Genomic DNA, 25601 nt, shown 5'->3' on the forward strand with positions numbered 1-25601 from the left:
CCCTAGTGTAGATAAAACTGATAAATTCGCCTCACGGCATCAATCCATTGAACAGACGTTTTTTACGCGGCCCGGTCATTAAAGCTTCCAGTTTTGCGACACAGGTTTTGTAGTGGGGCGTGGTTTTATGGAACGCCACTGCGTCTTCATCTTTATAAGCTTCGTAGATATAAAAGCGCGAATTCACTTCCGGGTCCTGTAAGACATCGAAGCGCAAATTGCCTTCTTCCTGTACCGAGCCCAGGTGGTTCTGGCGAAAAACTTCGATAAACTCGTCAACCTTGTCTTCATGAACGTTAATTTCAACCAGTGTGACGTGCATAATTCTTCTCCTTAAATCCGCAGTTACTGTTTTTCACTCAGATAGAGTTCATATGCCCGATCAGCCGTTTCGTTATGGTGAACCACCGCCTGTACGGCTTTCATCATCGCCACCGGATGGTCAGACTGGAAAATATTACGTCCCATATCCACACCAGAAGCGCCCTGATCGATAGCCTGCCAGCACATTTCCAGCGCCTCGCGCTCCGGTAACTTTTTACCGCCAGCAATAACAATGGGTACCGGACATCCGGCAACAATCCGTTCAAAACCTTTATCGACATAATAAGTTTTGATAATCTGCGCCCCCATTTCAGCGGCGATTCGAGTCGCGAGCGAGAAATAACGTTGATCGCGCACCATATCTTTGCCCACGCCTGTCACGGCCATGGTCGGCATTCCCACTTTCATTCCGGCATCGACCAGCTGAATAATATTTTTGATCGACTGATGTTCATATTCGCTGCCGATATAAACCTGCGCCGCCACCGCGCAACTGTTCAGGCGCACGGCGTCATCCATCGATAACGCCACGGCTTCATTACTTAATTCCGCCAGAATAGAGTTCGCACCTGACGCCCGCAGTACCACCGGCTTATTGGTCGCAGGGGGGACTACGCTGCGCAAAATACCGCGCGTACACATTAATACATCGGCATGTTCAAACAGCGGGGCGATATTTATATCAATGCGTTCAAGTCCGGTAGTCGGCCCCTGAAAATAACCATGATCAAAGGCCAGCATCACGGTTTTACCCGTATTCGGATTAAATATCCGCGATAAGCGTGACTGCATTCCCCAATCCAGTGCACCGCAACCTTTCAGGGTAAAAGGGATATTTTGTTGCGGTTGATCGGTACGAAAATCTTTACCATCTTTAATATCGTCTAAATCTGCCATAACGTACTCCGGTTAAGTAATGCACATCAGAAATCGTATTTGCCGATATTCTCTTTGTTGAATATCACGCGCTCCGGTAACAGTACGATGCCATTACCATCCGCTTCGTAGTCATAGCCCTGAACGCTGTTTGGCGAGACATCCACCTGACCTACGCCCTGAATATCCAGCTTGTCGCCCGTTTTCATTGATCCTTTTTTCAATAATTCATCCGCGACATAAACTGAAATTTTGCCTTGCTGAACCACATCCCACAGGCCAAATTCTTTCACCGTGCCGCGTTCCACATACGGACGCATCACGTTTGGCGTACTGAATCCGACAATCGCAACTTTGTCATTTTTCAGGTTTTCTGCGGCTTGTGCGGCAGCGGGCAGGGCGTTGGCGTCGGGGGCGATAATGGCGTCGAGATCGCTATAGGCTTTTAATATTCCTTCTGCGGTTTGTAACGATTTAGTGGCATCGTTATAGCCAAACTGCGTAGTGACAATTTCCCAGCCTGGATGCTCTTTGGCGATTTTCGCTTTCGCTTCTTTCACCCACTGGTTTTGGTCCGTAACGGTGGGGCTTGAGTAGAAAAACGCGACTTTGGCTTTGTCTTTATTCACCTGACGCGCCGCCATATCCACCAACATACCTCCCAACTGGGCGGGCGTTCCCTGATTAATGTAGTAAGAGCGGCACTCCGGTTTGGTATCAGAGTCCCAGGTCAGCACTCTCACACCACGTTGCATGGCGCGTTTCAGTGCCGGACACAAGCCATCAGGCGAAACCGCAGAAACGATAATGGCGTTATACCCCTGATTGACGAAGTTATTAATCAACTGTACCTGACCAGAAACACTGGGTTCTGTCGGCCCGTCGTAGGCCACATCAACGCCCAGCTCTTTACCCGCTTGTTGTGCGCCGTTGCCACCGCTGGTAAAAAATCCCACGCCAACCAGTTTGGGAATAAATGCAATACGCTCTGCCGCCTGCACATTCATAGAGATTACGGCAATGCCAAGCGCGCTAAGTAAGGCGATTTTCTTAAAGCGATGAAGTGTCATGAAGATATCCTTTATGGCAATGGGTTATTGGCCCGACGCGCCAGCCACTCTTTAATTTGCTGGCGATGCAGGCTAACGGAACGACCTACGACAACGACGATAAGTAGCGCACCGGAAAGGGCGCTGGACACCTGATTTGGCACTCCTGCCATTTGCAAACCTTGTTGCAAATATCCCACTAATAAAACCGCAATGGCGGTGCCGATAATGGAACCAGAACCACCATAAATATTGGCACCGCCGAGCACTACGGCGGTGATGGCGGGCATCAGAAACGACGCACCGAGATCGGAACGTGCTGAACCAAAATACGATACCAGCAGCACAGCGGCGACCGCAGACGCCAGCCCCGTCATGGCATAGAGCGCACACAAGGTGCGGTTTACCGGAATCGCGCTATAAACCGCCACACGCGGGCTTTGCCCAATTAAAAACACGTTACGTCCGGCATGGGTTTTATGCAGCCAGAGCCAGAAAACGAGGAGACATATCAGGAAGATAATCAGCGGAACGGGGAGTCCCAGCACATCCAGGTTAGCGAAATCTGTAAACGCCATCGGGAATCCACCAATACCTTCGTACCCCGTCGCTCCGGCCATCCCGGAAAGCAGCAGGGCGCTTCCGGCAAACAGATACAGCGTGCCAAGCGTAATCACCAGCGGGTTAACTTTGGTATAGATAATTAATCCGGCGTTGATCAACCCGCACAATGCGCCGAGCAGTAAGGTCAGAAGAATCGCCAGCGGCATCGGCACACCACTTTGAAACAGTACGCCCAATGCAATGGCGCAGAGGCCGATGGTCGAACCAAACGAAATATCGATCCCACCACTGACAATCACCATCGTCAGCGGTAGGGCGACAATGCCAATGCAGATAAAGTCACTGGTGCTGAACAGCAACATATTGAGATCTAACATCCGCGGGTTAATTGCACCAAATGCAACAATCTCAATAACGAGCAGTGCGGCAAGAGCCAGTTCCCAACCGTAGCGAATACGCATTACGCGGCCTCCCGTTTTTTACCTGACGAAGCGGGTTTAACGGGTGGCGGTGGCATCATAAAGCGGGCATATTTTTGCCGCCGCAGATTACGTTCCAGCGCACAACGCAGGCGTCCATCAAACACCAGCACCGCCAGCAGAACCATGCCCGCGATAAAATCATTCCACCATGCCGGAATGCGCAACAGCACCAGTACACTATCGATCTGCGTCAGGAACCATGCGCCGAGTACCGCACCGATGATCGCGCCGGAACCGCCGAGCAAACTAATGCCGCCCAGCACGCAGGCTGCAATTGCTTTCATCTCCAGCCCGGTACCGGTCTGGTTGGGGATAAAACCAATCTGCGAAGCAAACACAATTCCCGCCAGTGCCGCCATGCAGCCGTTCAACGAAAATGCCACAATGCGAATGGCTTCCGTACGAACGCCCAGTTGACGAGCGCCCTGTAAATTATCGCCCGTGGCATAAAAACTGCGTCCAAACGCCGTCTTTGCCAGCAGCCAGGCCATAAATGCCACCAGAATTATCGTCAACCAACCAATCGCGGAAACGCCAAACAGCAGCGGGGCGGAGAGTTGTTTCAGTTCGGCGGGTAATCCCTCAATCCATTTACCGCCAGTCCACAGCAACATGATGCCTCTGTACAACCCTAACGTGCCAAGGGTGGCAACAATGGCAGGGATCTTTAGCCACGCGACCAGGACACCGTTGAAAAATCCCGCGAGCAAACCAAGCAGTAAAGTCGCGACACAAGCAACAGGTAGTGAATACCCCGCGTTCAGTAACATCCCCAACAGCACCGCGCACATTCCGGTAATCGAACCCACTGAAACATCAATATTGCGCGTAAGCATTACCAGCGTCGCGCCCATTGCCAGCAGGATCAGGATTTGCGCGCTGCTATAAACCATGGTCAGCGTTTGCACACTTAAATACTGACGGTCGAGAAAACCGGGTAATACAAACAGCAGCACCACCGCCAGCAGTGCCGTGATTTCACGGTTGTTCTGAATAAATTTCAGCATGACGCCTCCTGACGCTGACTATCTCCGAAGGCAACGCGCATAATGGTCTCGACATTAATATCGCGTCCGGTCAGTGCAGAGTGGGCAATTTCGCCCTGATGCATCACATACACGCGATCTGCCATCAGTTCGATCTCTTCCAGATCAGAGGAGATAAGCAGCACAGCCACATTCTGTGCGGCGATGCTGCGCAACAGTTGGTAGATATCATTACGCGCCGAGACATCCACGCCGCGCGTCGGCTCATCGACAATCAATACTTGCGGCGAGGCTTCCAGGCATTTGGCAATCAGGATTTTTTGCTGGTTGCCACCGGATAATGTCCGTGCAGCTTGTTCCGGTTGGTTAAATTTAATATTCAGCGCCCGACGATATCGTTCCAGGGTGGCGTTATCTTTCGCGGTTTTCGCCCAGAATCCACGAAGGTTATGAGTAAGGGCGCAGACGTTCCACGCCAGTGAAGCATCGAGATTAAGTCCGGATGACTGGCGATCTTCCGGCAGATAAACCAGACCGCGCAGTAAACGTTCTCCGGTGGATAATCTATTGATCTCTTTACCATTCAGCATAATGCGTCCGCCACGCAAAGTACGCAGACCATAGAGCGTCTCGGCCAGTTCTGTGCGTCCGGCTCCCACCAGCCCAGCCAGGCCCAGAATTTCTCCGGCATTGAGCGTCAGGCTGACATTCCTGAAACCTTCGCCGGTCAGATTTTCCAGTGTCAGCACCGGCGTTCCCGCGGCATGTTGTGGGCGGTTGCCAGGTAATTCCAGCCATAATTTTTGGCTGGCAGAGAGCGATTTTTCCCTTAGCGCTGGCGTAATGGCCTGAATAATGTCGTCGGTAGACAGTTCGCTGGTTTTGCCGCTTAAGGCGATGGTTCCGTCGCGCATCACGCTAATTCGGTCGGCAATCTGGCGAATTTCCGGCAGCTTATGCGAGATAAAAACAATACCCACACCAGTAGCAAGCAGCTCCCGCAAGCGAATAAACAAACGTTCGGTTTCGGCGGGAGTAAGCGAGGCGGTAGGTTCATCGAGGATCAGAATTCGCGAATCGCGCATCAGCCCGCGGAGGATTTCCACCATTTGGCGATCGGCGACATCCAGCGATCCTGCCAGACTATGCAGATCAAACTGGCAGCCCAGCGCCGCCAGCAAGTTATTCATTTTCTGTATGGAGAGTTGTTTTTTTGCCAGCCCAAACAGAATGTTTTCTTTTATCGACAGGCTTGGAAAAAGCAGCGGTTCCTGGGGAACGAGATAAATGCCCAACTGATGAGCATGAACTGGCGTTAATCTGGTGTAATTATTGCCCCCAATCTCCAGCGTACCGCTATCAGCAGGGGTAATACCGGCAATAATCTTCATTAACGTCGATTTACCGGCACCATTGCCGCCGAGCAGGGCGTGGACCTCCCCCTGATGCAACGTAAAATCGATGCCTTTCAGGACATTAACCCCTGAATACTGTTTATAAACCGAGCGGGCGCAAAGTAGCGGTAACGCGCGGGTATCACTCGTTTGCATATTTCCCCCGTTCAGTTTTGCAGGTGAGTTTTGAACAAATGTATTTCTGCTTTTAATTTGTTCATAACCTTAGGTGGACATTGCACATATTTCCGACGAATAGATCACAATTTATGCTATTTTGATTTTCACGGTTGCGTTTGTTCATGCTCGTAGAGTCAAACTGTGGTTGCCATCACAGATATAAATGCGCAAGAACTGAACAATTGCATTAAAGATTTAAGTATGTTCAAAGTGAAGAATGAATTATGACAATCAACGATTCGGTAATTTCAGAACAGGGAATGTGTGAAGAAGAACAGGTCGCGCGGATTGCGTGGTTTTACTACCACGACGGGCTGACCCAGAGTGAGATCAGCGATCGTCTCGGCCTGACCCGTTTGAAAGTGTCGCGATTACTGGAGAAAGGGCATCAATCCGGCATTATTCGCGTACAGATTAATTCACGCTTTGAAGGCTGTCTGGAATATGAAACACAATTACGTCGTCAGTTTTCGCTGCAACATGTCCGGGTGATCCCAGGGCTTGCGGATGCTGATGTCGGCGGGCGACTAGGGATAGGCGCGGCGCATATGTTGATGAGTTTACTTCAACCACAACAGATGCTGGCGATTGGTTTTGGCGAGGCAACCATGAATACGCTGCAACGCTTAAGTGGTTTTATTTCGTCACAGCAAATTCGCCTGGTCACGCTCTCCGGTGGAGTCGGTTCTTATATGACGGGTATCGGGCAGCTTAACGCGGCGTGCAGTGTGAATATTATTCCGGCTCCGTTGCGGGCATCCTCCGCTGACATTGCCCGTACGCTAAAAAATGAAAATTGCGTCAAAGATGTTCTGCTAGCCGCGCAAGCAGCGGATGTGGCGATTGTCGGCATTGGGGCTGTGAGTCAACAAGACGACGCAACAATCATTCGCTCCGGCTATATCAGCCAGGGCGAACAGTTAATGATTGGTCGAAAAGGGGCGGTTGGCGACATTTTAGGCTACTTTTTTGATGCAAAAGGTGACGTTGTCATGGATATTAAAATACATAACGAACTGATTGGCTTACCTTTAAGCGCGCTGAAGACCATACCCGTCCGGGTTGGCGTGGCAGGGGGAGAAAATAAAGCCGAAGCAATTGCCGCTGCAATGAAAGGCGGTTATATCAACGCACTGGTTACCGATCAGGATACAGCAGCGGCGATTTTACGTAGTTAAATTTGCATGACCTTATTACCGGGAATGATGGAGAACGTATAGAGGAACAGACAGAACGCATAAGCCGAGGATAATCTAATGGCTCGACTCTTTACCCCTTCAGAATCAAAGTACTACCTGATGGCGCTGGATGCAGGCACCGGAAGTATTCGGGCTGTGATATTCGACCTGGAAGGCAATCAAATAGCCGTGGGACAGGCGGAGTGGCGGCATCTGGCAGTACCGGACGTTCCTGGTTCTATGGAATTTGATCTCAACAAAAACTGGCAACTGGCGTGTGAGTGTATGCGCCAGGCGCTGCACAACGCCGGCATAGACCCGGAGTATATCGCTGCCGTTTCGGCATGTTCTATGCGTGAAGGCATTGTTTTATATAACAATGAAGGAACACCGATCTGGGCCTGCGCCAATGTGGATGCCAGAGCGGCGCGCGAAGTTAGCGAACTTAAAGAACTGCACAACAATACCTTTGAAAACGAAGTTTATCGCGCGACCGGACAAACACTGGCTTTAAGCGCTATTCCCAGATTACTTTGGCTGGCGCACCATCGTTCCGATATTTACCGTCAGGCATCAACCATCACCATGATCAGCGACTGGCTGGCTTATATGCTCAGCGGCGAACTGGCGGTGGATCCCTCTAACGCTGGCACCTGATCTAACCACCCGTGACTGGAAACCTGCATTGCTGGATATGGCCGGACTGCGGGCCGATATTCTTTCTCCTGTCAAAGAAACCGGCACATTGCTGGGCGTGGTAAGTTCACAAGCGGCGGAACTCTGCGGTCTGAAGGCGGGCACTCCGGTGGTCGTTGGAGGAGGTGACGTGCAGCTTGGTTGCCTGGGGTTAGGCGTTGTCCGTCCGGCACAAACCGCGGTTCTTGGCGGTACATTCTGGCAGCAAGTTGTAAACTTAGCCCCGCCGGTGACAGACCCAGAAATGAACGTGCGCGTTAATCCCCATGTTATTCCTGGCATGGTACAAGCTGAATCTATAAGCTTTTTTACCGGACTCACCATGCGCTGGTTCCGCGATGCTTTCTGTGCCGAAGAAAAACTGATTGCCGAACGTTTAGGCATCGACACCTATACGCTGCTGGAAGAGATGGCAAGTCGTGTGCCGCCTGGGTCGTGGGGCGTAATGCCGATATTCTCCGACAGAATGCGCTTTAAAACCTGGTATCACGCTGCGCCTTCCTTTATTAACTTGTCCATTGACCCGGATAAATGTAACAAAGCGACATTGTTCCGTGCGCTGGAAGAAAATGCGGCGATTGTATCAGCGTGTAACTTGCAGCAAATTGCTGATTTTTCGAATATTCATCCCACCTCGCTGGTTTTTGCTGGCGGAGGTTCAAAAGGGAAATTATGGAGTCAAATTCTCGCTGATGTCTCGGGATTACCCGTCAATATTCCGGTGGTCAAAGAAGCCACTGCATTAGGATGTGCCATTGCAGCTGGCGTCGGTGCCGGAATTTTTTCATCAATGGCAGATACCGGAGAACGCCTGGTTCGCTGGGAACGGACGCACACACCAGACCCAGAAAAGCATGAACTTTATCAGGATTCACGCGATAAGTGGCAGGCAGTTTATCAGGATCAGCTGGGGCTGGTTGATCATGGACTGACGACGTCGTTATGGAAAGCGCCTGGGTTATAGTTTCATTGACAGCCACATCATGATGACCGTGGCTGTTAGTTTTTGAGTATTCTTATTTCCCTTCTTTTAGAGCTGGCTTGTTAAATGCCAGCTTGCAGATTCATCGTTCCATCGCCAGTAATATATTCAAGGGGAAATTGCTATTTTTCTTAAAACATTAAGCATAACCCTTATTTTATAGCGAATATTCCTAAAAGCATAAATGAATGAAAAAGAGTTTTAATAGAGTTCTTTTTTAGCAATTAGTGCTATTCTTTGTTAAATATGATGATGGTAATTTTCTTATTGAAAGAAATATTTTTCTTATTAAGCAACAATAACTCATGGTTCATTTTTAAATAAAATAAGAACTATGCAATTTTTAATCTATCAATTCGAAAGTATTAGCAAATTAGCCAAATTGACACCTTCCCACCTCCAACCAACACTCAATACAGACCTCTGACAATTTAATAAGTTTCATTTTTAATGTCTGACGACTCATCTCTTTCGTGGCTGTATTGTTTGTATATGGAGCGTTTATATGAATAGAATCTATCGCGTGATATGGAATTGCACCCTACAGGCATTTCAGGTCTTAGCGGTAAAACGCTGGTCAATGACGGCCTCCTGACTATTGCGTCACATACGGCAGATGGGGTAACAGGCATGGGTTCGAGTGAAGTCACCATTGCAAGCCCCGGTACGCTCGACATTCTCGCATCAACGAACAGCGCAGGAGATTACACGCTGACCAATGCGCTCAAAGGCGATGGCTTGATGCGAGTGCAGCTGTCATCCTCCGACAAGATATTTGGCTTTACCCATGCAACAGGGACTGAATTCGCCGGTGTTGCCCAACTGAAAGACAGTACCTTCACTCTGGAACGCGACAACACCGCTGCGCTTACTCACGCGATGTTGCAGTCTGACAGTGAAAATACCACATCGGTAAACGTGGGAGAGCAATCCATTGGTGGACTGGCCATGAATGGCGGTACGCTCATTTTCGATACGGATATTCCTGCTGCGACGCTTGCAGAGGGATATATCAGCGTCGATACGCTGGTTGTCGGCGCGGGTGACTACACCTGGAAAGGCCGTAACTATCAGGTAAACGGGACGGGCGACGTGCTTATCGACGTGCCTAAACCGTGGAATGATCCCATGGCGAATAACCCTCTGACGACGCTCAATTTGCTGGAACACGATGATAGCCATGTCGGCGTTCAACTGGTGAAGGCGCAAACGGTTATTGGGTCGGGTGGCTCATTAACGTTACGTGATTTACAGGGCGACGAGGTGGAAGCGGACAAAACGTTACACATTGCGCAAAACGGAACGGTGGTCGCCGAGGGTGATTATGGATTCCGCCTCACGACCGCACCAGGTGATGGTTTGTACGTTAACTATGGGCTGAAAGCGCTGAACATCCATGGAGGGCAAAAGCTGACGTTAGCCGAACATGGCGGAGCCTATGGCGCAACGGCCGATATGTCGGCAAAAATCGGTGGTGAAGGGGATCTGGCAATCAATACGGTGCGACAGGTTTCGCTTTCCAACGGTCAGAACGACTATCAGGGGGCAACCTACGTTCAGATGGGGACATTACGTACCGATGCGGATGGTGCACTTGGCAACACCCGGGAACTGAACATCAGCAACGCGGCCATCGTCGATCTTAATGGATCGACGCAGACGGTAGAGACATTCACCGGGCAGATGGGTTCGACTGTTTTGTTCAAAGAGGGGGCGCTGACGGTAAATAAAGGTGGGATCAGTCAGGGTGAACTGACAGGTGGCGGAAACCTGAATGTTACAGGGGGAACACTGGCTATCGAGGGGCTTAATGCACGCTACAATGCGTTAACCAGCATTAGCCCAAATGCGGAAGTCAGCCTCGACAATACGCAGGGGTTAGGCAGAGGAAATATTGCCAATGACAGTCTGTTAACGCTAAAAAACGTGACCGGCGAACTGCGCAATAGCATAAGCGGTAAAGGTATCGTGAGCGCAACCGCCAGCACAGACGTAGAGCTGGATGGCGATAATAGCCGCTTTGTGGGGCAATTCAACATCGATGCAGGCAGCGCGCTCAGCGTCAACGAGCAGAAAAACCTGGGGGATGCTTCCGTTATCAATAATGGCCTGCTCACCATCGCCACTGAGCGTAGCTGGGCGATGACGCACAGTATCAGCGGTAGCGGTGATGTGACAAAACTGGGTACCGGGATCCTGACTCTTAACAAAGATTCCGCGGCGTATCAGGGTACGACGGATATCGTGGGTGGTGAAATTGCTTTCGGTTCCGACTCTGCCATTAATATGGCAAGTCAGCACATTAATATCCATAACAGCGGTGTGATGTCGGGAAATGTCACCACTGCAGGTGATGTGAACGTTATGCCAGGGGGGACACTGCGTGTCGCTAAAACCACTGTCGGCGGTAACCTGGAGAATGGTGGCACGGTTCAAATGAACAGCGAAGGGGGGAAACCGGGGAATGTACTGACCGTTAACGGCAACTATACCGGAAACAATGGCCTGATGACGTTCAACGCGACGCTGGGCGGCGATAATTCACCCACGGATAAAATGAACGTGAAAGGCGATACCCAAGGGAACACTCGCGTTCGGGTTGATAACATTGGCGGCGTCGGTGCACAAACGGTCAACGGTATTGAACTCATTGAGGTTGGCGGTAATTCTGCAGGTAACTTCGCGCTGACCACCGGAACTGTCGAAGCTGGGGCTTACGTCTACACGCTGGCTAAAGGGAAGGGGAATGACGAGAAAAACTGGTATCTGACCAGTAAATGGGACGGCGTAACGCCAGCGGATACACCCGATCCCATCAATAATCCCCCTGTTGTGGATCCGGAAGGCCCATCAGTTTATCGCCCGGAGGCCGGAAGCTATATCAGCAACATTGCCGCAGCCAACTCGCTGTTTAGCCATCGCTTACACGACCGTCTGGGTGAGCCGCAGTATACAGATTCACTGCGAGTTCAGGATTCGGCAACCAGTATGTGGATGCGTCATGTCGGAGGGCACGAACGTTTCAGGACCGGTGATGGTCAGCTAAATACTCAGGCTAACCGCTATGTATTGCAGCTAGGCGGCGATTTGGCGCAGTGGAGTAGCACGCAGGATCGCTGGCATCTCGGCGTCATGGCAGGCTATGCCAATCAGCACAGTAATACTCAGAGTAATCATGTGGGTTATAAATCGGATGGGCGCATCAGCGGTTACAGCGCAGGACTGTACGCGACCTGGTATCAGAACGATGCGAATATAACAACCTTAGCCTGTGGGGGAATGTCGGTGTGCAACTAGGTGATAAAGGCTATAGCGATACTCAGGGCATGCTGGGTGTGAAATATAGCTGGTAAACCGTATAAGCCGCATGTCGAAGATGCATGCGGCTTAATATTGCCGACTTCAAACGACTTTTAAATCCTCCTTTTTATCCGCGATCGCGGATATCGCAGCGTTTATCCCGTAGAGCGGATAAGATGTAGTTGAAACCAATGTGTTGAGGTTGCAGACCGGTTAAGCCGAGAATACGGTATTAAGTAAGATATGGGGTTTTGGTCGTTGTTAATGAGCAGGACATCATGACCGCCAACGACTGGATTCTCCCTTGGGTTATGTTGGTGCGCATAATGTATATTATGTTAAATGTGATTTGAGTGATGCGAAGCGATTTTCCGGTCGTCGTTATTACTTCAGGGTTCCAGAACATAAAGCCTCTCCTCTTTCATGATTGGCCTGTGCCTGGCTGGTATGCAGGTTTGCCGTTTGCCGCATCTTCCCTGCGTTGAAGAGTCAGGCTGGCAAACCGCGTGCAAATGAACACCCCCTCTTTCCATCAACACTTCAGACAGCTTGCGGGAATGAGTCCACTCCGGTATCAGAAATGGCTACGCCTCAATGAAGCCAGGCGACTGATGCTGAATGAACATTACGATGTCACCACTGCAGCCTATGCTGTCGGTTACGAAAGCTTATCCCATTTCTGTCGGGAATATTCGCGGATGTTTGGAGAGTCACCTAAGAGAGATATTACCAGGTAAAGAAAGTCTGTCGGTCAGCTTTAATAAACCCTGCACTTATCTGTTTAGAGCAATTCCGTGTTAGTTACACCAGGCAAACATTAACTATAGCTAATGATTTATAGCCATATAAGCCATTGGTCGCTCTTGACCTTTCCTGACACTTCCCTTGTTCGCAATAATATTCTGTTTAGTCACGGTTTATAAATAACATGCATAATGAAATCGTCATGTTATTTAGCGACATAAAATGTCTTTGCAAATACTCTCTACAACAAGTGCTGCAATAAACTTGTTGTGATTAGGTGTCCTTGTAATTTAAAGATATTATCGTTCTTCGTGAAATGTAATAACCCCGGAAACTATATTCTCAGGGCAATATCCCATCAAGAATGATTCTTGTTTTATAAGTAATAACAGAATGACTTGATTGTTAACTTTCTTTATTCAGCTACTTAAATATAAATTTTGGAGAATTATGAAACTCAAACATGTCGGTATGATTGTCGTTTCTGTGTTGGCGATGTCGTCTGCTGCGGTAAGCGCAGCCGAGGGTGATGAATCAGTAACGACCACTGTTAATGGCGGTGTTATTCATTTTAAAGGTGAAGTGGTAAATGCCGCTTGTGCGATTGATTCAGAATCAATGAACCAAACGGTTGAGCTGGGTCAGGTCCGTTCTTCTCGCCTGGCTAAAGCGGGTGACCTCAGCTCCGCCGTTGGCTTCAATATCAAGCTGAATGATTGTGATACCAATGTTTCCAGTAATGCAGCTGTTGCATTCCTGGGTACTACTGTCACCAGTAATGACGATACCTTAGCGCTGCAGAGTTCAGCGGCAGGCTCTGCCCAAAATGTCGGTATTCAAATTTTGGACCGTACGGGTGAGGTATTAATACTTGATGGTGCCACTTTTAGCGCTAAAACTGACTTGATTGATGGCACGAATATACTGCCGTTCCAGGCTCGTTATATTGCACTCGGGCAGTCCGTAGCTGGTACTGCAAACGCAGATGCGACCTTCAAAGTTCAATATCTATAATTCAATATTAAGGTGGCTTTACGTCATCTGAAATTGAAACGGTGTGTGTGTGGCATGGCTACGCACACCCTAACAACTCAGAAATGTGAATCTCATTATTAATGAGGAGTGGTTTGTATTTGGAGCGCTATGAAAAATCACATAATATCTAAACGATCAATAAACAACAGTAGTTAAATTTACTGTTATTTAAAATATTTACTTTGTAGCAATGTTTTCCTATTAAAAGAGAACCAACATTTATTACAAACGCATTAAGTCTGGAAACCCGGCGAGTCGCCAATGTATTAGCAACATTTACTGATTGTCTGATGTAACGGTTTTCCCGCTTATCCTCTTAACACATGGAGAATGCATCAGATGCAAATTACGCGTACCCCCTACTCTGTTTCCTTTATGGCGACAGTGTTACTTTTATTGCTCTTTGCTTGCCATAGCACCGTTGCCAACGCAGCTGTCGCACTGGGTGCGACGCGGGTAATTTATCCGGCAAACCAGAAACAGGTTTTATTGCCTGTCACGAATAATGATCCTGCCAGTGTCTATCTCATTCAGTCATGGATAGAAAATGCAGGTGACCAAAAAGACACCCAGTTTGTCATTACGCCACCGCTTTTTTCCATGCAAGGTAAAAAAGAGAATACGCTGCGGATAATCAACGCCACTAATCATCAGTTACCAGGCGACCGTGAAAGCCTGTTCTGGGTTAATGTCAAAGCTATTCCTGCTATGGAAAAAGACCAGAAGAATGAGAATACATTACAGCTGGCAATTATTAGCCGCATAAAAATGTTTTATCGCCCCACGAACCTGGCAATGGCACCTGAAGAAGCGCCTGCAATGCTTCGGTTTCGTCGCAGCGGCAGCAAACTCACTCTTATTAATCCAACGCCCTACTTCATTACCGTAACAAATATGAAAGCAGGAAATAGCAATCTCCCAAACACCATGGTGCCGCCAAAAGGTGAAGTATCGGTGGATATCCCGCATGCCGCATCCGGAGATATCAGTTTTCAGACGATCAATGATTACGGTGCATTAACTCCGCGTATTAAGGCAACCATGCAGTAAAGCAGTGACTTAATTAATAATAAACTCAATCGGAATTAATAATGACAGCCTTTCGTGCCGCATTTAAGGCATATCGTATGCATCAGGTGTTAATACTGCCTCGCTTTGCACGGCTTACCTTTGCCCTTGGCTTAGCAACTGCGGTTTTTCCCGTTGACGCAGAGTATTATTTTAATCCACGGTTTTTAAGCAATGATCTTGCTGAATCTGTCGATTTATCCGCCTTTACTAAGGGACGCGAGGCACCACCTGGTACATATCGGGTCGACATTTATTTGAACGACGAATTTATGACTAGTCGGGATATTACTTTTATTGCAGATGATAATAACGCAGATCTCATCCCATGCCTGAGTACAGATCTTCTTGTCAGTCTTGGCATAAAAAAATCAGCGTTATTAGACAATAAAGAACATTCGGCAGAAAAACATGTGCCGGACAACAGCGCATGCACACCACTTCAGGATCGTTTGGCCGACGCATCAACTGAGTTTGATGTTGGTCAGCAACATCTGTCACTCTCCGTTCCGCAAATTTATGTTGGCAGAATGGCTCGCGGCTATGTTTCTCCTGAACTGTGGGAAGAAGGAATAAATGCTGGGCTTCTAAACTATAGTTTTAATGGTAATTCTATTAATAATCGTAGTAACCATAATGCAGGAAAATCCAACTATGCATATTTGAATTTACAGAGTGGCATCAACATTGGTAGTTGGCGACTGCGCGATAACTCAACGTGGAGTTATAACAGTGGGAGTAGCAATTCATCTGACAGCAATAAATGGCAGCATATCAATACGTCGGCTGAACGTGACATTATTCCCTTACGCTCACGGTTAACGGTGGGTGATAGTTATACCGATGGCGATATTTTTGATAGTGTGAACTTTCGTGGCCTCAAAATAAATTCAACAGAAGCGATGTTGCCCGATAGCCAACATGGTTTTGCTCCGGTGATTCATGGTATTGCCCGCGACACCGCACAAGTGAGTGTAAAACAGAATGGATACGATGTTTATCAGACTACTGTTCCACCCGGCCCTTTTACTATTGATGATATCAACTCTGCGGCCAATGGTGGTGATCTGCAAGTAACTATAAAAGAGGCAGACGGCAGTATTCAGACATTATATGTTCCTTATTCGTCTGTTCCGGTTCTCCAACGTGCTGGATATACGCGTTATGCGCTTGCCATGGGGGAATATCGTAGTGGAAATAACCTGCAAAGCTCCCCCAAGTTCATACAAGGTAGCTTGATGCATGGACTGGAAGGAAACTGGACACCTTATGGCGGAATGCAAATTGCAGAAGATTATCAGGCCTTCAACCTTGGTATTGGTAAAGATTTAGGACTTTTTGGTGCCTTTTCTTTCGATATCACGCAGGCCAATACGACACTTGCAGATGGCACCCGTCACAGCGGGCAATCGATTAAATCCGTCTACAGCAAATCCTTCTACCAGACGGGAACCAATATCCAGGTCGCAGGATATCGCTATTCTACGCAAGGTTTTTATAACTTATCCGACAGTGCCTACAGTCGAATGAGTGGTTACACCGTCAAGCCTCCTACCGGAGACAGCAATGAGCAGACACAATTTATTGATTATTTTAATCTGTTCTACAGTAAGCGTGGTCAGGAACAAATAAGCATCTCTCAGCAGCTTGGAAATTACGGTACGACATTTTTCAGTGCCAGTCGCCAAAGTTACTGGAACACGTCACGCAGCGACCAGCAAATATCATTTGGATTAAATGTGCCGTTTAGTGATATTACGACTTCGCTGAATTACAGCTATTCCAATAATATATGGCAAAACGATCGGGATCATTTACTTGCTTTTACGCTTAATGTTCCCTTCAGTCATTGGATGCGTACAGACAGTCAGTCGGCATTTCGTAACTCAAACGCCAGTTACAGTATGTCAAACGATTTGAAAGGCGGCATGACCAACCTATCGGGAGTTTATGGCACTCTGCTGCCGGATAATAACCTGAATTATAGTGTTCAGGTCGGTAACACCCACGGGGGTAATACATCGTCTGGCACCAGTGGTTACAGTTCTCTTAATTATCGTGGAGCTTACGGTAATACGAATATCGGTTACAGTCGGAGTGGTGACAGCAGCCAGATTTATTACGGAATGAGTGGTGGCATTATTGCTCATGCTGATGGCATCACCTTTGGACAGCCGCTGGGCGACACAATGGTTCTGGTTAAGGCTCCTGGCGCTGATAATGTCAAAATAGAGAACCAGACCGGTATTCATACCGACTGGCGTGGCTATGCAATATTACCATTTGCGACAGAATATAGAGAAAATCGTGTCGCTCTTAACGCGAATTCCCTTGCAGATAATGTTGAACTGGATGAAACCGTTGTCACTGTCATCCCAACTCACGGTGCTATTGCCAGAGCAACATTTAATGCACAAATCGGCGGGAAAGTATTAATGACGTTGAAGTACGGTAATAAGAGCGTTCCATTCGGTGCAATTGTCACTCACGGAGAGAATAAAAATGGCAGCATTGTCGCGGAAAATGGTCAGGTTTATCTGACTGGACTTCCGCAGTCAGGGAAATTACAGGTTTCATGGGGCAATGATAAAAACTCAAACTGTATTGTCGGTTACAAGCTTCCTGCAGTCTCTCCTGGTACCTTACTGAACCAGCAGACAGCAATCTGTCGCTAAGGAACAATAGATTATGAAATACAATAACATTATTTTCCTCGGTTTATGTCTGGGGTTAACCACCTATTCTGCTTTATCTGCAGATAGCGTTATTAAAATTAGCGGGCGCGTCCTCGATTATGGCTGTACAGTCTCATCGGATTCGCTTAATTTTACCGTAGATCTCCAAAAAAACAGTGCCAGACAATTTCCAACGACCGGTAGCACAAGTCCAGCCGTCCCTTTTCAGATTACATTAAGTGAATGCAGCAAAGGGACAACGGGAGTTCGGGTTGCATTTAACGGTATTGAGGATGCAGAAAATAATACTCTGTTGAAACTGGATGAAGGAAGCAATACGGCCTCCGGTTTGGGTATAGAAATACTGGACGGAAATATGCGTCCGGTGAAATTGAATGACCTTCATGCCGGGATGCAGTGGATCCCATTGGTACCAGAACAGAACAATATTTTGCCTTACTCCGCTCGTTTGAAGTCAACTCAGAAGTCCGTCAATCCTGGACTGGTGAGCGCTTCGGCAACCTTTACCCTTGAATTTCAATAATCAGAGTCAGATATGAAAAGACTTCACAAGAGGTTCCTGTTAGCTACGTTTTGCACATTATTCACAGCAACTCTCCAGGCCGCCGATGTCACTATCACTGTTAATGGTCGGGTAGTCTCTAAACCATGCACTATTCAAACCAAAGAAGCTAACGTTAATCTCGGAGATCTTTATACACGCAATCTGCAACAACCTGGTTCTGCATCTGGCTGGCACAATATTACTTTGTCATTAACCGATTGTCCGATTGAAACAAGTGCAGTGACGGCAATCGTGACAGGTTCAACTGACAATACGGGTTATTACAAAAATGAAGGTACTGCCGAAAATATTCAGATAGAGCTGAGGGATGACCAGGATGCGACGTTAAAAAATGGCGATAGCAAAACGGTTATTGTTGATGAGATCACTCGTAATGCACAGTTTCCACTTAAGGCAAGAGCTATCACGGTGAATGGAAACGCAAGCCAGGGAACGATCGAGGCGCTAATCAATGTGATCTACACCTGGCAATAACGTCGATTCGATTTTCTTAGCCTTCTTTTTAAATCAATTTTTTAACCTTAGGATATATCATGGGTAAAACAATCAGTATAAAGGTCCTGTTCGGTATTTATTTTCTATTAATGGCAGGTAAAGTTTTTGCCTTCAGTTGTAATGTCGATGGCGGGTCAAGTATTGGAGCTGGTACAACCTCTGTTTATGTTAATCTCGACCCTGTAATACAGCCGGGCCAGAATCTGGTTGTAGACTTGTCTCAGCATATAAGTTGCTGGAATGATTACGGCGGCTGGTACGACACTGATCATATAAACCTGGTACAAGGCTCAGCTTTCGCAGGCTCTCTACAGTCATATAAGGGATCGCTGTACTGGAATAATGTGACCTACCCCTTCCCGTTGACGACAAATACCAACGTATTGGATATTGGTGATAAGACACCGATGCCATTACCGTTAAAACTCTATATTACCACAGTCGGGGCGGCCGGTGGAGTTGTCATAAAAGCCGGGGAAGTTATTGCCCGTATTCATATGTATAAAATTGCCACGTTAGGAAGCGGAAATCCGCGTAATTTTACGTGGAATATTATTTCAAATAACAGTGTTGTTATGCCAACAGGCGGCTGCACTGTTGATAGTCGTAATGTCACCGTGGATCTCCCGGACTTTCCTGGAAGCGCAGAAATACCCCTTGGCGTATATTGCTCAAGCGAACAAAAGCTCTCATTTTATCTTTCGGGTGCCACCACTGACAGTGCCCGACAAGTGTTTGCTAACACGGCACCTGATGCAACAAAAGCATCGGGAGTGGGTGTCTCTCTGATACGTAATGGAAAAATACTGGCAACGGGAGAAAATGTCTCCCTGGGGACAGTAAATAAAAGCAAAGTACCTCTGGGTTTAAGCGCAACCTATGGACAAACAGGAAACAAGGTTGCAGCCGGAGCCGTCCAGTCAGTCATTGGTGTCACTTTTATCTATGAATAATTGTGATTTTGACCTTAGTCTAAGCGCTCCATTCGCGAAAATTGCGCGGATAATTATTTTGTGAAGGCTATTATCCTACACCTGTAAGAAAATCCGCGCACAATTAACGCCAGAGTCTTATTTTTTATATTGAAAAACATGTTAATTTAAACACTATGAGAGATGATGCTTAACTTATCGTATTTATACCATTCTATTATTTAACGATAATAGATTAAAAATAGAAAGAGAGTAGTCCCCTACTCTTATATATCCATATTGACGATAATCCCTTTGTATATACTGTGCATCATCGCTATTTCAAATCCTAATAATTCATTTCCACACAGGATAAGTAGATGAAGAAAAAAATTGAATCCTACCAGGGGGCTGCCGGTGGTTGGGGTGCTGTTAAATCCGTAGCGAATGCAGTACGTAAGCAGATGGATATACGCCAGGATGTTATTGCCATGTTTGACATGAATAAGCCAGAGGGCTTTGACTGTCCGGGTTGTGCATGGCCAGATCCTAAGCACAGTGCGTCATTCGACATTTGTGAAAATGGCGCAAAAGCAATCGCCTGGGAAGTCACGGATAAGCAGGTAAACGCCTCTTTCTTTGCTGAGAATACGGTTCAATCATTACTTACCTGGGGAGACCACGAGCTTGAGGCTGCGGGGCGTCTCACCCAGCCTTTGAAATATGATGCCGTCAGCGACTGTTACAAGCCATTAAGCTGGCAACAAGCTTTCGACGAAATTGGCGAACGCCTTCAAAGCTATAGTGATCCCAATCAGGTTGAATTCTATACTTCGGGCCGCACTTCCAATGAAGCTGCCTTTCTTTATCAGCTTTTTGCCCGTGAATACGGGAGCAATAACTTCCCCGACTGCTCCAACATGTGCCATGAACCGACCAGTGTGGGTTTGGCAGCGAGTATCGGTGTAGGTAAAGGGACCGTGTTGCTGGAAGACTTTGAGAAATGCGATTTAGTCATTTGCATTGGGCATAACCCTGGTACAAACCACCCTCGCATGTTGACTTCGTTGCGCGCTTTAGTGAAACGGGGAGCGAAAATGATCGCCATCAATCCTCTACAGGAACGTGGCCTGGAGCGATTTACCGCACCGCAAAACCCGTTTGAAATGCTGACGAACTCTGAGACTCAGTTGGCCAGTGCCTACTACAACGTGCGCATTGGTGGTGATATGGCGTTGCTCAAGGGGATGATGCGCCTGTTAATTGAGCGCGATGATGCTGCAAGCGCCGCAGGTCGGCCCTCATTGCTGGATGACGAATTTATTCAAACGCATACCGTCGGCTTTGACGAGCTACGCCGTGATGTTCTCAATTCCGAGTGGAAAGATATCGAGCGTATTTCTGGACTAAGTCAGACTCAAATCGCCGAACTGGCTGATGCATATGCCGCTGCCGAACGCACCATTATCTGTTACGGGATGGGGATCACTCAGCACGAACATGGTACCCAGAATGTACAGCAACTGGTCAATCTGCTGTTGATGAAAGGTAACATTGGCAAGCCTGGTGCGGGTATCTGCCCACTACGAGGTCACTCTAATGTACAGGGCGACCGAACCGTCGGTATCACCGAGAAACCGTCTGCAGAGTTTCTGGATCGCCTGGGTGAGCGCTATGGCTTCACCCCACCTCATTCACCTGGACATGCTGCAATCGCCAGCATGCAAGCTATATGTACGGGGCAAGCTCGAGCATTGATCTGCATGGGGGGCAACTTTGCGCTGGCAATGCCAGATCGGGAAGCGAGCGCTGTACCGTTAACGCAATTAGATCTGGCGGTACACGTAGCCACTAAGCTTAACCGCTCTCATCTGCTGACCGCACGGCATAGCTATATTCTGCCGGTTCTGGGACGTAGCGAGATTGACATGCAAAAAAGCGGTGCGCAGGCGGTAACCGTTGAGGATTCAATGTCGATGATTCATGCCTCGCGTGGCGTGTTAAAACCCGCCGGTGTAATGCTGAAATCAGAGTGTGCAGTGGTCGCAGGTATCGCGCAGGCGGCACTACCCCAGAGCGTGGTAGCCTGGGAGTATCTGGTGGAAGATTATGATCGCATTCGCAATGACATTGAAGCTGTGCTGCCAGAGTTCGCCGACTATAACCAGCGCATCCGACATCCTGGAGGTTTTCACCTGATAAACGCAGCTGCTGAAAGGCGCTGGAGGACGTCGTCAGGTAAGGCTAATTTCATTACCAGTAAAGGGCTGTTAGAAGATCCCTCTTCAGCGTTTAACAGTAAGCTAGTCATGGCGACAGTACGCAGTCACGATCAGTACAACACGACGATTTATGGTATGGATGATCGCTATCGAGGGGTATTCGGTCAACGAGATGTGGTCTTTATGAGTGCTAAACAAGCTAAAATTTGCCGTGTAAAAAACGGCGAAAGAGTTAATCTTATTGCGCTTACGCCAGACGGTAAGCGAAGCTCACGCCGCATGGATAGATTAAAAGTGGTCATTTACCCTATGGCTGACCGCTCACTGGTGACCTATTTTCCAGAATCGAATCACATGCTAACACTTGATAACCACGATCCATTAAGTGGCATTCCTGGCTATAAAAGTATTCCGGTTGAATTAGAACCATCAAATTAATGCCTCTTCTCATTTCTTCTGCTGTCATCCGCACAGCAGAAGAATTCCTCATTGACTATTATCGCGCAATTTGCTCACATGGATTAAATTAAACTACATACTATAAGATATAAACTTCTGCCTACAGATGTAAGAAACTCCGCTCAGTACTGAAGCGCCAGTCCTATTTCCTCTATTCTCCAGCCTGTTATATTAAGCATACTGATTAACGATGCTTAACGTCATTCGTTTAATAAACACATTTGAAATGCATGCGACCATAGTGAAAAATAAAATCACGCAAAGAGACAACTATAAAGGGATCATGTCTGTAATTGTGGTTGTCTTATTACTGACCCTTACATTGATAGCCATTTTTTCGGCAATTGATCAGCTGGGTATTTCAGAAATGGGTCGCATTGCAAGGGATCTTACACATTTCATTATCAATAGTTTGCAAGACTGAAAATAAACAGCAAATTATAAATATGAAATGTTAAAAAAGTATCGATAAAAACTTTATTGTTTTAAGGAGATAAAATGTCGCTCGTTTGTTCTGTTATATTTATTCATCATGCCTTCAACGCTAACATTTTAGATAAAGATTACGCCTTCTCTGACGGCGAGATCCTGATGGTAGATAACGCTGTTCGTACGCATTTTGAACCTTATGAGCGGCATTTCAAAGAAATCGGATTTAATGAAAACACCATTAAAAAATATCTACAATGCACTAACATCCAGACAGTGACGGTGCCTGTTCCTGCGAAGTTTTTACGTGCTTCAAATGTACCGACGGGATTGCTTAATGAAATGATTGCTTATCTCAACTCGGAAGAACGCAATCATCATAACTTTTCAGAACTTTTGCTTTTTTCTTGCCTGTCTATTTTTGCCACATGCAAAGGTTTCATTACACTATTAACTAACGGTGTGCTATCCGTTTCCGGGAAAGTGAGAAATATTGTCAACATGAAGCTGGCGCACCCATGGAAGCTGAAAGATATTTGTGACTGCCTGTACATCAGTGAAAGCCTGTTGAAGAAAAAACTTAAGCAAGAGCAAACGACATTCTCACAGATTCTTTTAGATGCCAGAATGCAGCACGCAAAAAATTTGATACGCGTAGAAGGTTCAGTCAATAAAATTGCCGAACAATGTGGTTATGCGAGTACATCTTATTTTATTTATGCGTTCCGCAAACATTTCGGCAACAGTCCGAAGAGAGTTTCGAAGGAGTACCGTTGTCAAAGGCACACCGGTATGAACACGGACAACACGATGAGTGCTTTAGCTATTTGATTATTTGCTAACGAGTAGTCAACCACACACGCTACGTAAGAATTAAATGGGGCAGCCATTTCCTGCCCCGCGTTGTTTTTAGGCGATATATTTCTTGAAATAAATAAGTGACATTCATCACATATTTATGCATTTGCATAACCTGTTGCATGATTATTTATGATCTCAATTCGGCATTTTGTCATTAAAATGCAATAATTTATTAAATATCAATAGATTAGTTGTTTATCGGCGAGAAATTACTTAGTAGAACAGAAAGTAATGTCAACGCTTTATGGACTGTTATTTCCCTTTTTTTAGCTAAATCTGCTATCTCTTTATGTGACTCACTTCACTTACATCCACTTATTTCTCTTCGTAAAATTACTTTGGAATTAAGTACAATAAGAAGAGGAACATTTATGAAGTCTGCATTAAAGAAAAGTGTCGTAAGTACCTCGATATCTTTGATACTGGCATCTGGTATGGCTGCATTTGCTGCTCATGCGGCAGATGATGTAAAGCTGAAAGCAACCAAAACAAACGTTGCTTTCTCAGACTTTACGCCGACTGAATACAGTACCAAAGGAAAGCCAAATATTATCGTACTGACCATGGATGATCTTGGTTATGGACAACTTCCTTTTGATAAGGGATCTTTTGACCCAAAAACAATGGAAAATCGTGAAGTTGTCGATACCTACAAAATAGGGATAGATAAAGCCATTGAAGCTGCGCAAAAATCAACGCCGACGCTCCTTTCATTAATGGATGAAGGCGTACGTTTTACTAACGGCTATGTGGCGCACGGTGTTTCCGGCCCCTCCCGCGCCGCAATAATGACCGGTCGAGCGCCCGCCCGCTTTGGTGTCTATTCCAATACCGATGCTCAGGATGGTATTCCGCTAACAGAAACTTTCTTGCCTGAATTATTCCAGAATCATGGTTATTACACTGCAGCAGTAGGTAAATGGCACTTGTCAAAAATCAGTAATGTGCCGGTACCGGAAGATAAACAAACGCGTGACTATCATGACAACTTCACCACATTTTCTGCGGAAGAATGGCAACCTCAAAACCGTGGCTTTGATTACTTTATGGGATTCCACGCTGCAGGAACGGCATATTACAACTCCCCTTCACTGTTCAAAAACCGTGAACGCGTCCCCGCAAAAGGTTATATCAGCGATCAGTTAACCGATGAGGCAATTGGCGTTGTTGATCGTGCCAAAACACTTGACCAGCCTTTTATGCTTTACCTGGCTTATAATGCTCCGCACCTGCCAAATGATAATCCTGCACCGGAGCAATATCAGAAGCAATTTAATACCGGTAGTCAAACAGCAGATAACTACTACGCTTCCGTTTATTCTGTTGATCAGGGTGTAAAACGCATTCTCGAACAACTGAAGAAAAACGGACAGTATGACAATACTATTATTCTCTTTACCTCCGATAATGGTGCGGTTATCGATGGTCCTCTGCCGCTGAACGGGGCGCAAAAAGGCTATAAGAGTCAGACCTATCCTGGCGGTACTCACACCCCAATGTTTATGTGGTGGAAAGGAAAACTTCAACCCGGTAATTATGACAAGCTGATTTCCGCAATGGATTTCTACCCGACAGCTCTTGATGCAGCCGATATCAGCATTCCAAAAGACCTTAAGCTGGATGGCGTTTCCTTGCTGCCGTGGTTGCAAGATAAGAAACAAGGCGAGCCACATAAAAATCTGACCTGGATAACCTCTTATTCTCACTGGTTTGATGAAGAAAATATTCCCTTCTGGGATAATTACCACAAATTTGTCCGCCATCAGTCAGACGATTACCCGCATAACCCCAACACCGAGGACTTAAGCCAATTCTCTTATACGGTGAGAAATAACGATTATTCGCTTGTCTATACAGTAGAAAACAATCAGTTAGGTCTATACAAACTGACGGATCTACAGCAAAAAGATAACATTGCCGCCGCCAATCCGCAGGTCGTTAAAGAGATGCAAGGCGTGGTAAGAGAGTTTATCGACAACAGCCAGCCACCGCTTAGCGAGGTAAATCAGGAGAAGTTTAACAATATCAAGAAAGCACTAAGCGAAGCGAAATAACTAAACCTTCATGCGGCGGATTTTTCCGCCGCCTTATTGAGCGAGATAGCG

19 protein-coding genes and 3 pseudogenes are annotated in these 25601 nt (G+C 46.9%); 16 read left to right on the top strand and 6 right to left on the bottom strand.

The window, feature by feature from the left end:
* Window positions 1-31: 31 nt before the first annotated feature.
* Genes lsrG through lsrA form a run of 6 tightly spaced genes read right to left on the bottom strand, consistent with a single transcriptional unit; the run spans window position 32 to window position 5831 of the window.
* Window positions 32-322, bottom strand: coding sequence for a (4S)-4-hydroxy-5-phosphonooxypentane-2,3-dione isomerase (gene lsrG / locus ACJHYW_RS01650; RefSeq protein ID WP_000558525.1), 291 nt, complete (start codon window positions 320-322; stop codon window positions 32-34).
* A 23-nt stretch (window positions 323-345) separates the two neighbouring features.
* Complete coding sequence (gene lsrF / locus ACJHYW_RS01655; protein ID WP_000774193.1) at window positions 346-1221, bottom strand: 3-hydroxy-5-phosphonooxypentane-2,4-dione thiolase; 876 nt, start codon at window positions 1219-1221, stop codon at window positions 346-348.
* Window positions 1222-1247: 26 nt separating this feature from the next.
* Window positions 1248-2270 (bottom strand): autoinducer 2 ABC transporter substrate-binding protein LsrB, encoded by a 1023-nt coding sequence (lsrB, locus tag ACJHYW_RS01660; RefSeq protein WP_000172484.1) that lies wholly within the window; start codon window positions 2268-2270, stop codon window positions 1248-1250.
* Window positions 2271-2281: 11 nt separating this feature from the next.
* On the bottom strand, window positions 2282-3274 hold the full coding sequence (lsrD, locus tag ACJHYW_RS01665; RefSeq protein WP_001222725.1) for an autoinducer 2 ABC transporter permease LsrD: 993 nt from the start codon (window positions 3272-3274) through the stop codon (window positions 2282-2284).
* Entirely contained in the window at window positions 3274-4302 is a 1029-nt protein-coding gene (gene lsrC / locus ACJHYW_RS01670; protein WP_000911175.1) for an autoinducer 2 ABC transporter permease LsrC, read from the bottom strand. The genes lsrD and lsrC overlap by 1 nt, the downstream gene beginning before the upstream one ends.
* Window positions 4296-5831 (bottom strand): autoinducer 2 ABC transporter ATP-binding protein LsrA, encoded by a 1536-nt coding sequence (lsrA, locus tag ACJHYW_RS01675; RefSeq protein ID WP_001194893.1) that lies wholly within the window; start codon window positions 5829-5831, stop codon window positions 4296-4298. The genes lsrC and lsrA overlap by 7 nt, the downstream gene beginning before the upstream one ends.
* A gap of 248 nt (window positions 5832-6079) precedes the next feature.
* On the opposite strand from lsrA, the gene lsrR reads away from it, so the two are divergent.
* The 16 genes and pseudogenes from lsrR to ACJHYW_RS01755 all read left to right on the top strand — a co-directional run bounded on the left by lsrR (window position 6080) and on the right by ACJHYW_RS01755 (window position 25550).
* Window positions 6080-7033 (top strand): transcriptional regulator LsrR, encoded by a 954-nt coding sequence (lsrR, locus tag ACJHYW_RS01680; RefSeq protein ID WP_000154350.1) that lies wholly within the window; start codon window positions 6080-6082, stop codon window positions 7031-7033.
* Window positions 7034-7111: 78 nt separating this feature from the next.
* A pseudogene (gene lsrK / locus ACJHYW_RS01685) lies at window positions 7112-8693 on the top strand (autoinducer-2 kinase).
* A gap of 523 nt (window positions 8694-9216) precedes the next feature.
* Window positions 9217-9306, top strand: a complete 90-nt coding sequence (locus tag ACJHYW_RS01690) for an ESPR-type extended signal peptide-containing protein (protein ID WP_406576456.1) — start codon at window positions 9217-9219, stop codon at window positions 9304-9306.
* Window positions 9273-11972 (top strand): annotated as a pseudogene (locus ACJHYW_RS01695) (autotransporter outer membrane beta-barrel domain-containing protein); the annotation flags it as partial. The gene ACJHYW_RS01690 and the pseudogene ACJHYW_RS01695, both read left to right, overlap by 34 nt.
* A gap of 26 nt (window positions 11973-11998) precedes the next feature.
* Window positions 11999-12064, top strand: a complete 66-nt coding sequence (locus ACJHYW_RS01700; protein ID WP_241525493.1) for a hypothetical protein — start codon at window positions 11999-12001, stop codon at window positions 12062-12064.
* A gap of 441 nt (window positions 12065-12505) precedes the next feature.
* Window positions 12506-12748: pseudogene (locus tag ACJHYW_RS01705) on the top strand (helix-turn-helix transcriptional regulator); the annotation flags it as partial.
* 457 nt (window positions 12749-13205) lie between these two features.
* Entirely contained in the window at window positions 13206-13769 is a 564-nt protein-coding gene (fimA, locus tag ACJHYW_RS01710) for a type 1 fimbrial major subunit FimA (RefSeq protein ID WP_001296758.1), read from the top strand.
* Between the two features lie 360 nt (window positions 13770-14129).
* Window positions 14130-14840 carry a fimbria/pilus periplasmic chaperone gene (locus tag ACJHYW_RS01715; protein ID WP_061092699.1) on the top strand — a complete coding sequence of 237 codons (711 nt, stop codon included), beginning with the start codon at window positions 14130-14132 and terminating at the stop codon, window positions 14838-14840.
* Window positions 14841-14881: 41 nt separating this feature from the next.
* The gene (locus ACJHYW_RS01720; RefSeq protein ID WP_061092700.1) at window positions 14882-17533 is read left to right on the top strand and encodes a fimbria/pilus outer membrane usher protein; all 2652 of its coding nucleotides are present in this window, start codon (window positions 14882-14884) and stop codon (window positions 17531-17533) included.
* Window positions 17534-17546: 13 nt separating this feature from the next.
* A complete protein-coding gene (locus tag ACJHYW_RS01725) occupies window positions 17547-18077 on the top strand; it encodes a fimbrial protein (protein WP_001682889.1) in 531 nt (176 codons plus the stop codon).
* 12 nt (window positions 18078-18089) lie between these two features.
* Entirely contained in the window at window positions 18090-18593 is a 504-nt protein-coding gene (locus ACJHYW_RS01730; RefSeq protein WP_061092701.1) for a fimbrial protein, read from the top strand.
* Between the two features lie 59 nt (window positions 18594-18652).
* Window positions 18653-19567 carry a fimbrial protein gene (locus tag ACJHYW_RS01735; RefSeq protein ID WP_061092702.1) on the top strand — a complete coding sequence of 305 codons (915 nt, stop codon included), beginning with the start codon at window positions 18653-18655 and terminating at the stop codon, window positions 19565-19567.
* 338 nt (window positions 19568-19905) lie between these two features.
* Window positions 19906-22185 carry an acid resistance putative oxidoreductase YdeP gene (ydeP, locus tag ACJHYW_RS01740; protein WP_001571414.1) on the top strand — a complete coding sequence of 760 codons (2280 nt, stop codon included), beginning with the start codon at window positions 19906-19908 and terminating at the stop codon, window positions 22183-22185.
* A 247-nt stretch (window positions 22186-22432) separates the two neighbouring features.
* Window positions 22433-22630, top strand: a complete 198-nt coding sequence (safA, locus tag ACJHYW_RS01745) for a two-component system connector SafA (protein WP_001309504.1) — start codon at window positions 22433-22435, stop codon at window positions 22628-22630.
* A 74-nt stretch (window positions 22631-22704) separates the two neighbouring features.
* On the top strand, window positions 22705-23466 hold the full coding sequence (gene ydeO / locus ACJHYW_RS01750; RefSeq protein WP_000060482.1) for an acid stress response transcriptional regulator YdeO: 762 nt from the start codon (window positions 22705-22707) through the stop codon (window positions 23464-23466).
* A gap of 401 nt (window positions 23467-23867) precedes the next feature.
* Window positions 23868-25550, top strand: coding sequence for a sulfatase-like hydrolase/transferase (locus ACJHYW_RS01755; protein WP_061092703.1), 1683 nt, complete (start codon window positions 23868-23870; stop codon window positions 25548-25550).
* The last annotated feature ends 51 nt before the right edge of the window (window positions 25551-25601 follow it).

The sequence above is a fragment of the Escherichia sp. WS3063 genome (assembly GCF_046486595.1).
GTDB lineage: Bacteria > Pseudomonadota > Gammaproteobacteria > Enterobacterales > Enterobacteriaceae > Escherichia > Escherichia coli.

What these genes read in the sequence shown, in the direction of transcription:
- ACJHYW_RS01715 (WP_061092699.1), top strand. Translation starts at nt 14,130, where the DNA reads ATGCAAATTACGCGTACCCCCTACTCTGTTTCCTTTATGGCGACAGTG.
- lsrB (WP_000172484.1), bottom strand. Translation starts at nt 2,270, where the DNA reads ATGACACTTCATCGCTTTAAGAAAATCGCCTTACTTAGCGCGCTTGGC.
- ACJHYW_RS01730 (WP_061092701.1), top strand. Translation starts at nt 18,090, where the DNA reads ATGAAAAGACTTCACAAGAGGTTCCTGTTAGCTACGTTTTGCACATTA.
- lsrC (WP_000911175.1), bottom strand. Translation starts at nt 4,302, where the DNA reads ATGCTGAAATTTATTCAGAACAACCGTGAAATCACGGCACTGCTGGCG.
- ACJHYW_RS01725 (WP_001682889.1), top strand. Translation starts at nt 17,547, where the DNA reads ATGAAATACAATAACATTATTTTCCTCGGTTTATGTCTGGGGTTAACC.
- lsrR (WP_000154350.1), top strand. Translation starts at nt 6,080, where the DNA reads ATGACAATCAACGATTCGGTAATTTCAGAACAGGGAATGTGTGAAGAA.
- safA (WP_001309504.1), top strand. Translation starts at nt 22,433, where the DNA reads ATGCATGCGACCATAGTGAAAAATAAAATCACGCAAAGAGACAACTAT.
- ACJHYW_RS01690 (WP_406576456.1), top strand. Translation starts at nt 9,217, where the DNA reads ATGAATAGAATCTATCGCGTGATATGGAATTGCACCCTACAGGCATTT.
- ydeP (WP_001571414.1), top strand. Translation starts at nt 19,906, where the DNA reads ATGAAGAAAAAAATTGAATCCTACCAGGGGGCTGCCGGTGGTTGGGGT.
- ydeO (WP_000060482.1), top strand. Translation starts at nt 22,705, where the DNA reads ATGTCGCTCGTTTGTTCTGTTATATTTATTCATCATGCCTTCAACGCT.
- ACJHYW_RS01735 (WP_061092702.1), top strand. Translation starts at nt 18,653, where the DNA reads ATGGGTAAAACAATCAGTATAAAGGTCCTGTTCGGTATTTATTTTCTA.
- lsrF (WP_000774193.1), bottom strand. Translation starts at nt 1,221, where the DNA reads ATGGCAGATTTAGACGATATTAAAGATGGTAAAGATTTTCGTACCGAT.
- ACJHYW_RS01755 (WP_061092703.1), top strand. Translation starts at nt 23,868, where the DNA reads ATGAAGTCTGCATTAAAGAAAAGTGTCGTAAGTACCTCGATATCTTTG.
- lsrD (WP_001222725.1), bottom strand. Translation starts at nt 3,274, where the DNA reads ATGCGTATTCGCTACGGTTGGGAACTGGCTCTTGCCGCACTGCTCGTT.
- lsrG (WP_000558525.1), bottom strand. Translation starts at nt 322, where the DNA reads ATGCACGTCACACTGGTTGAAATTAACGTTCATGAAGACAAGGTTGAC.
- ACJHYW_RS01720 (WP_061092700.1), top strand. Translation starts at nt 14,882, where the DNA reads ATGACAGCCTTTCGTGCCGCATTTAAGGCATATCGTATGCATCAGGTG.
- lsrA (WP_001194893.1), bottom strand. Translation starts at nt 5,831, where the DNA reads ATGCAAACGAGTGATACCCGCGCGTTACCGCTACTTTGCGCCCGCTCG.
- fimA (WP_001296758.1), top strand. Translation starts at nt 13,206, where the DNA reads ATGAAACTCAAACATGTCGGTATGATTGTCGTTTCTGTGTTGGCGATG.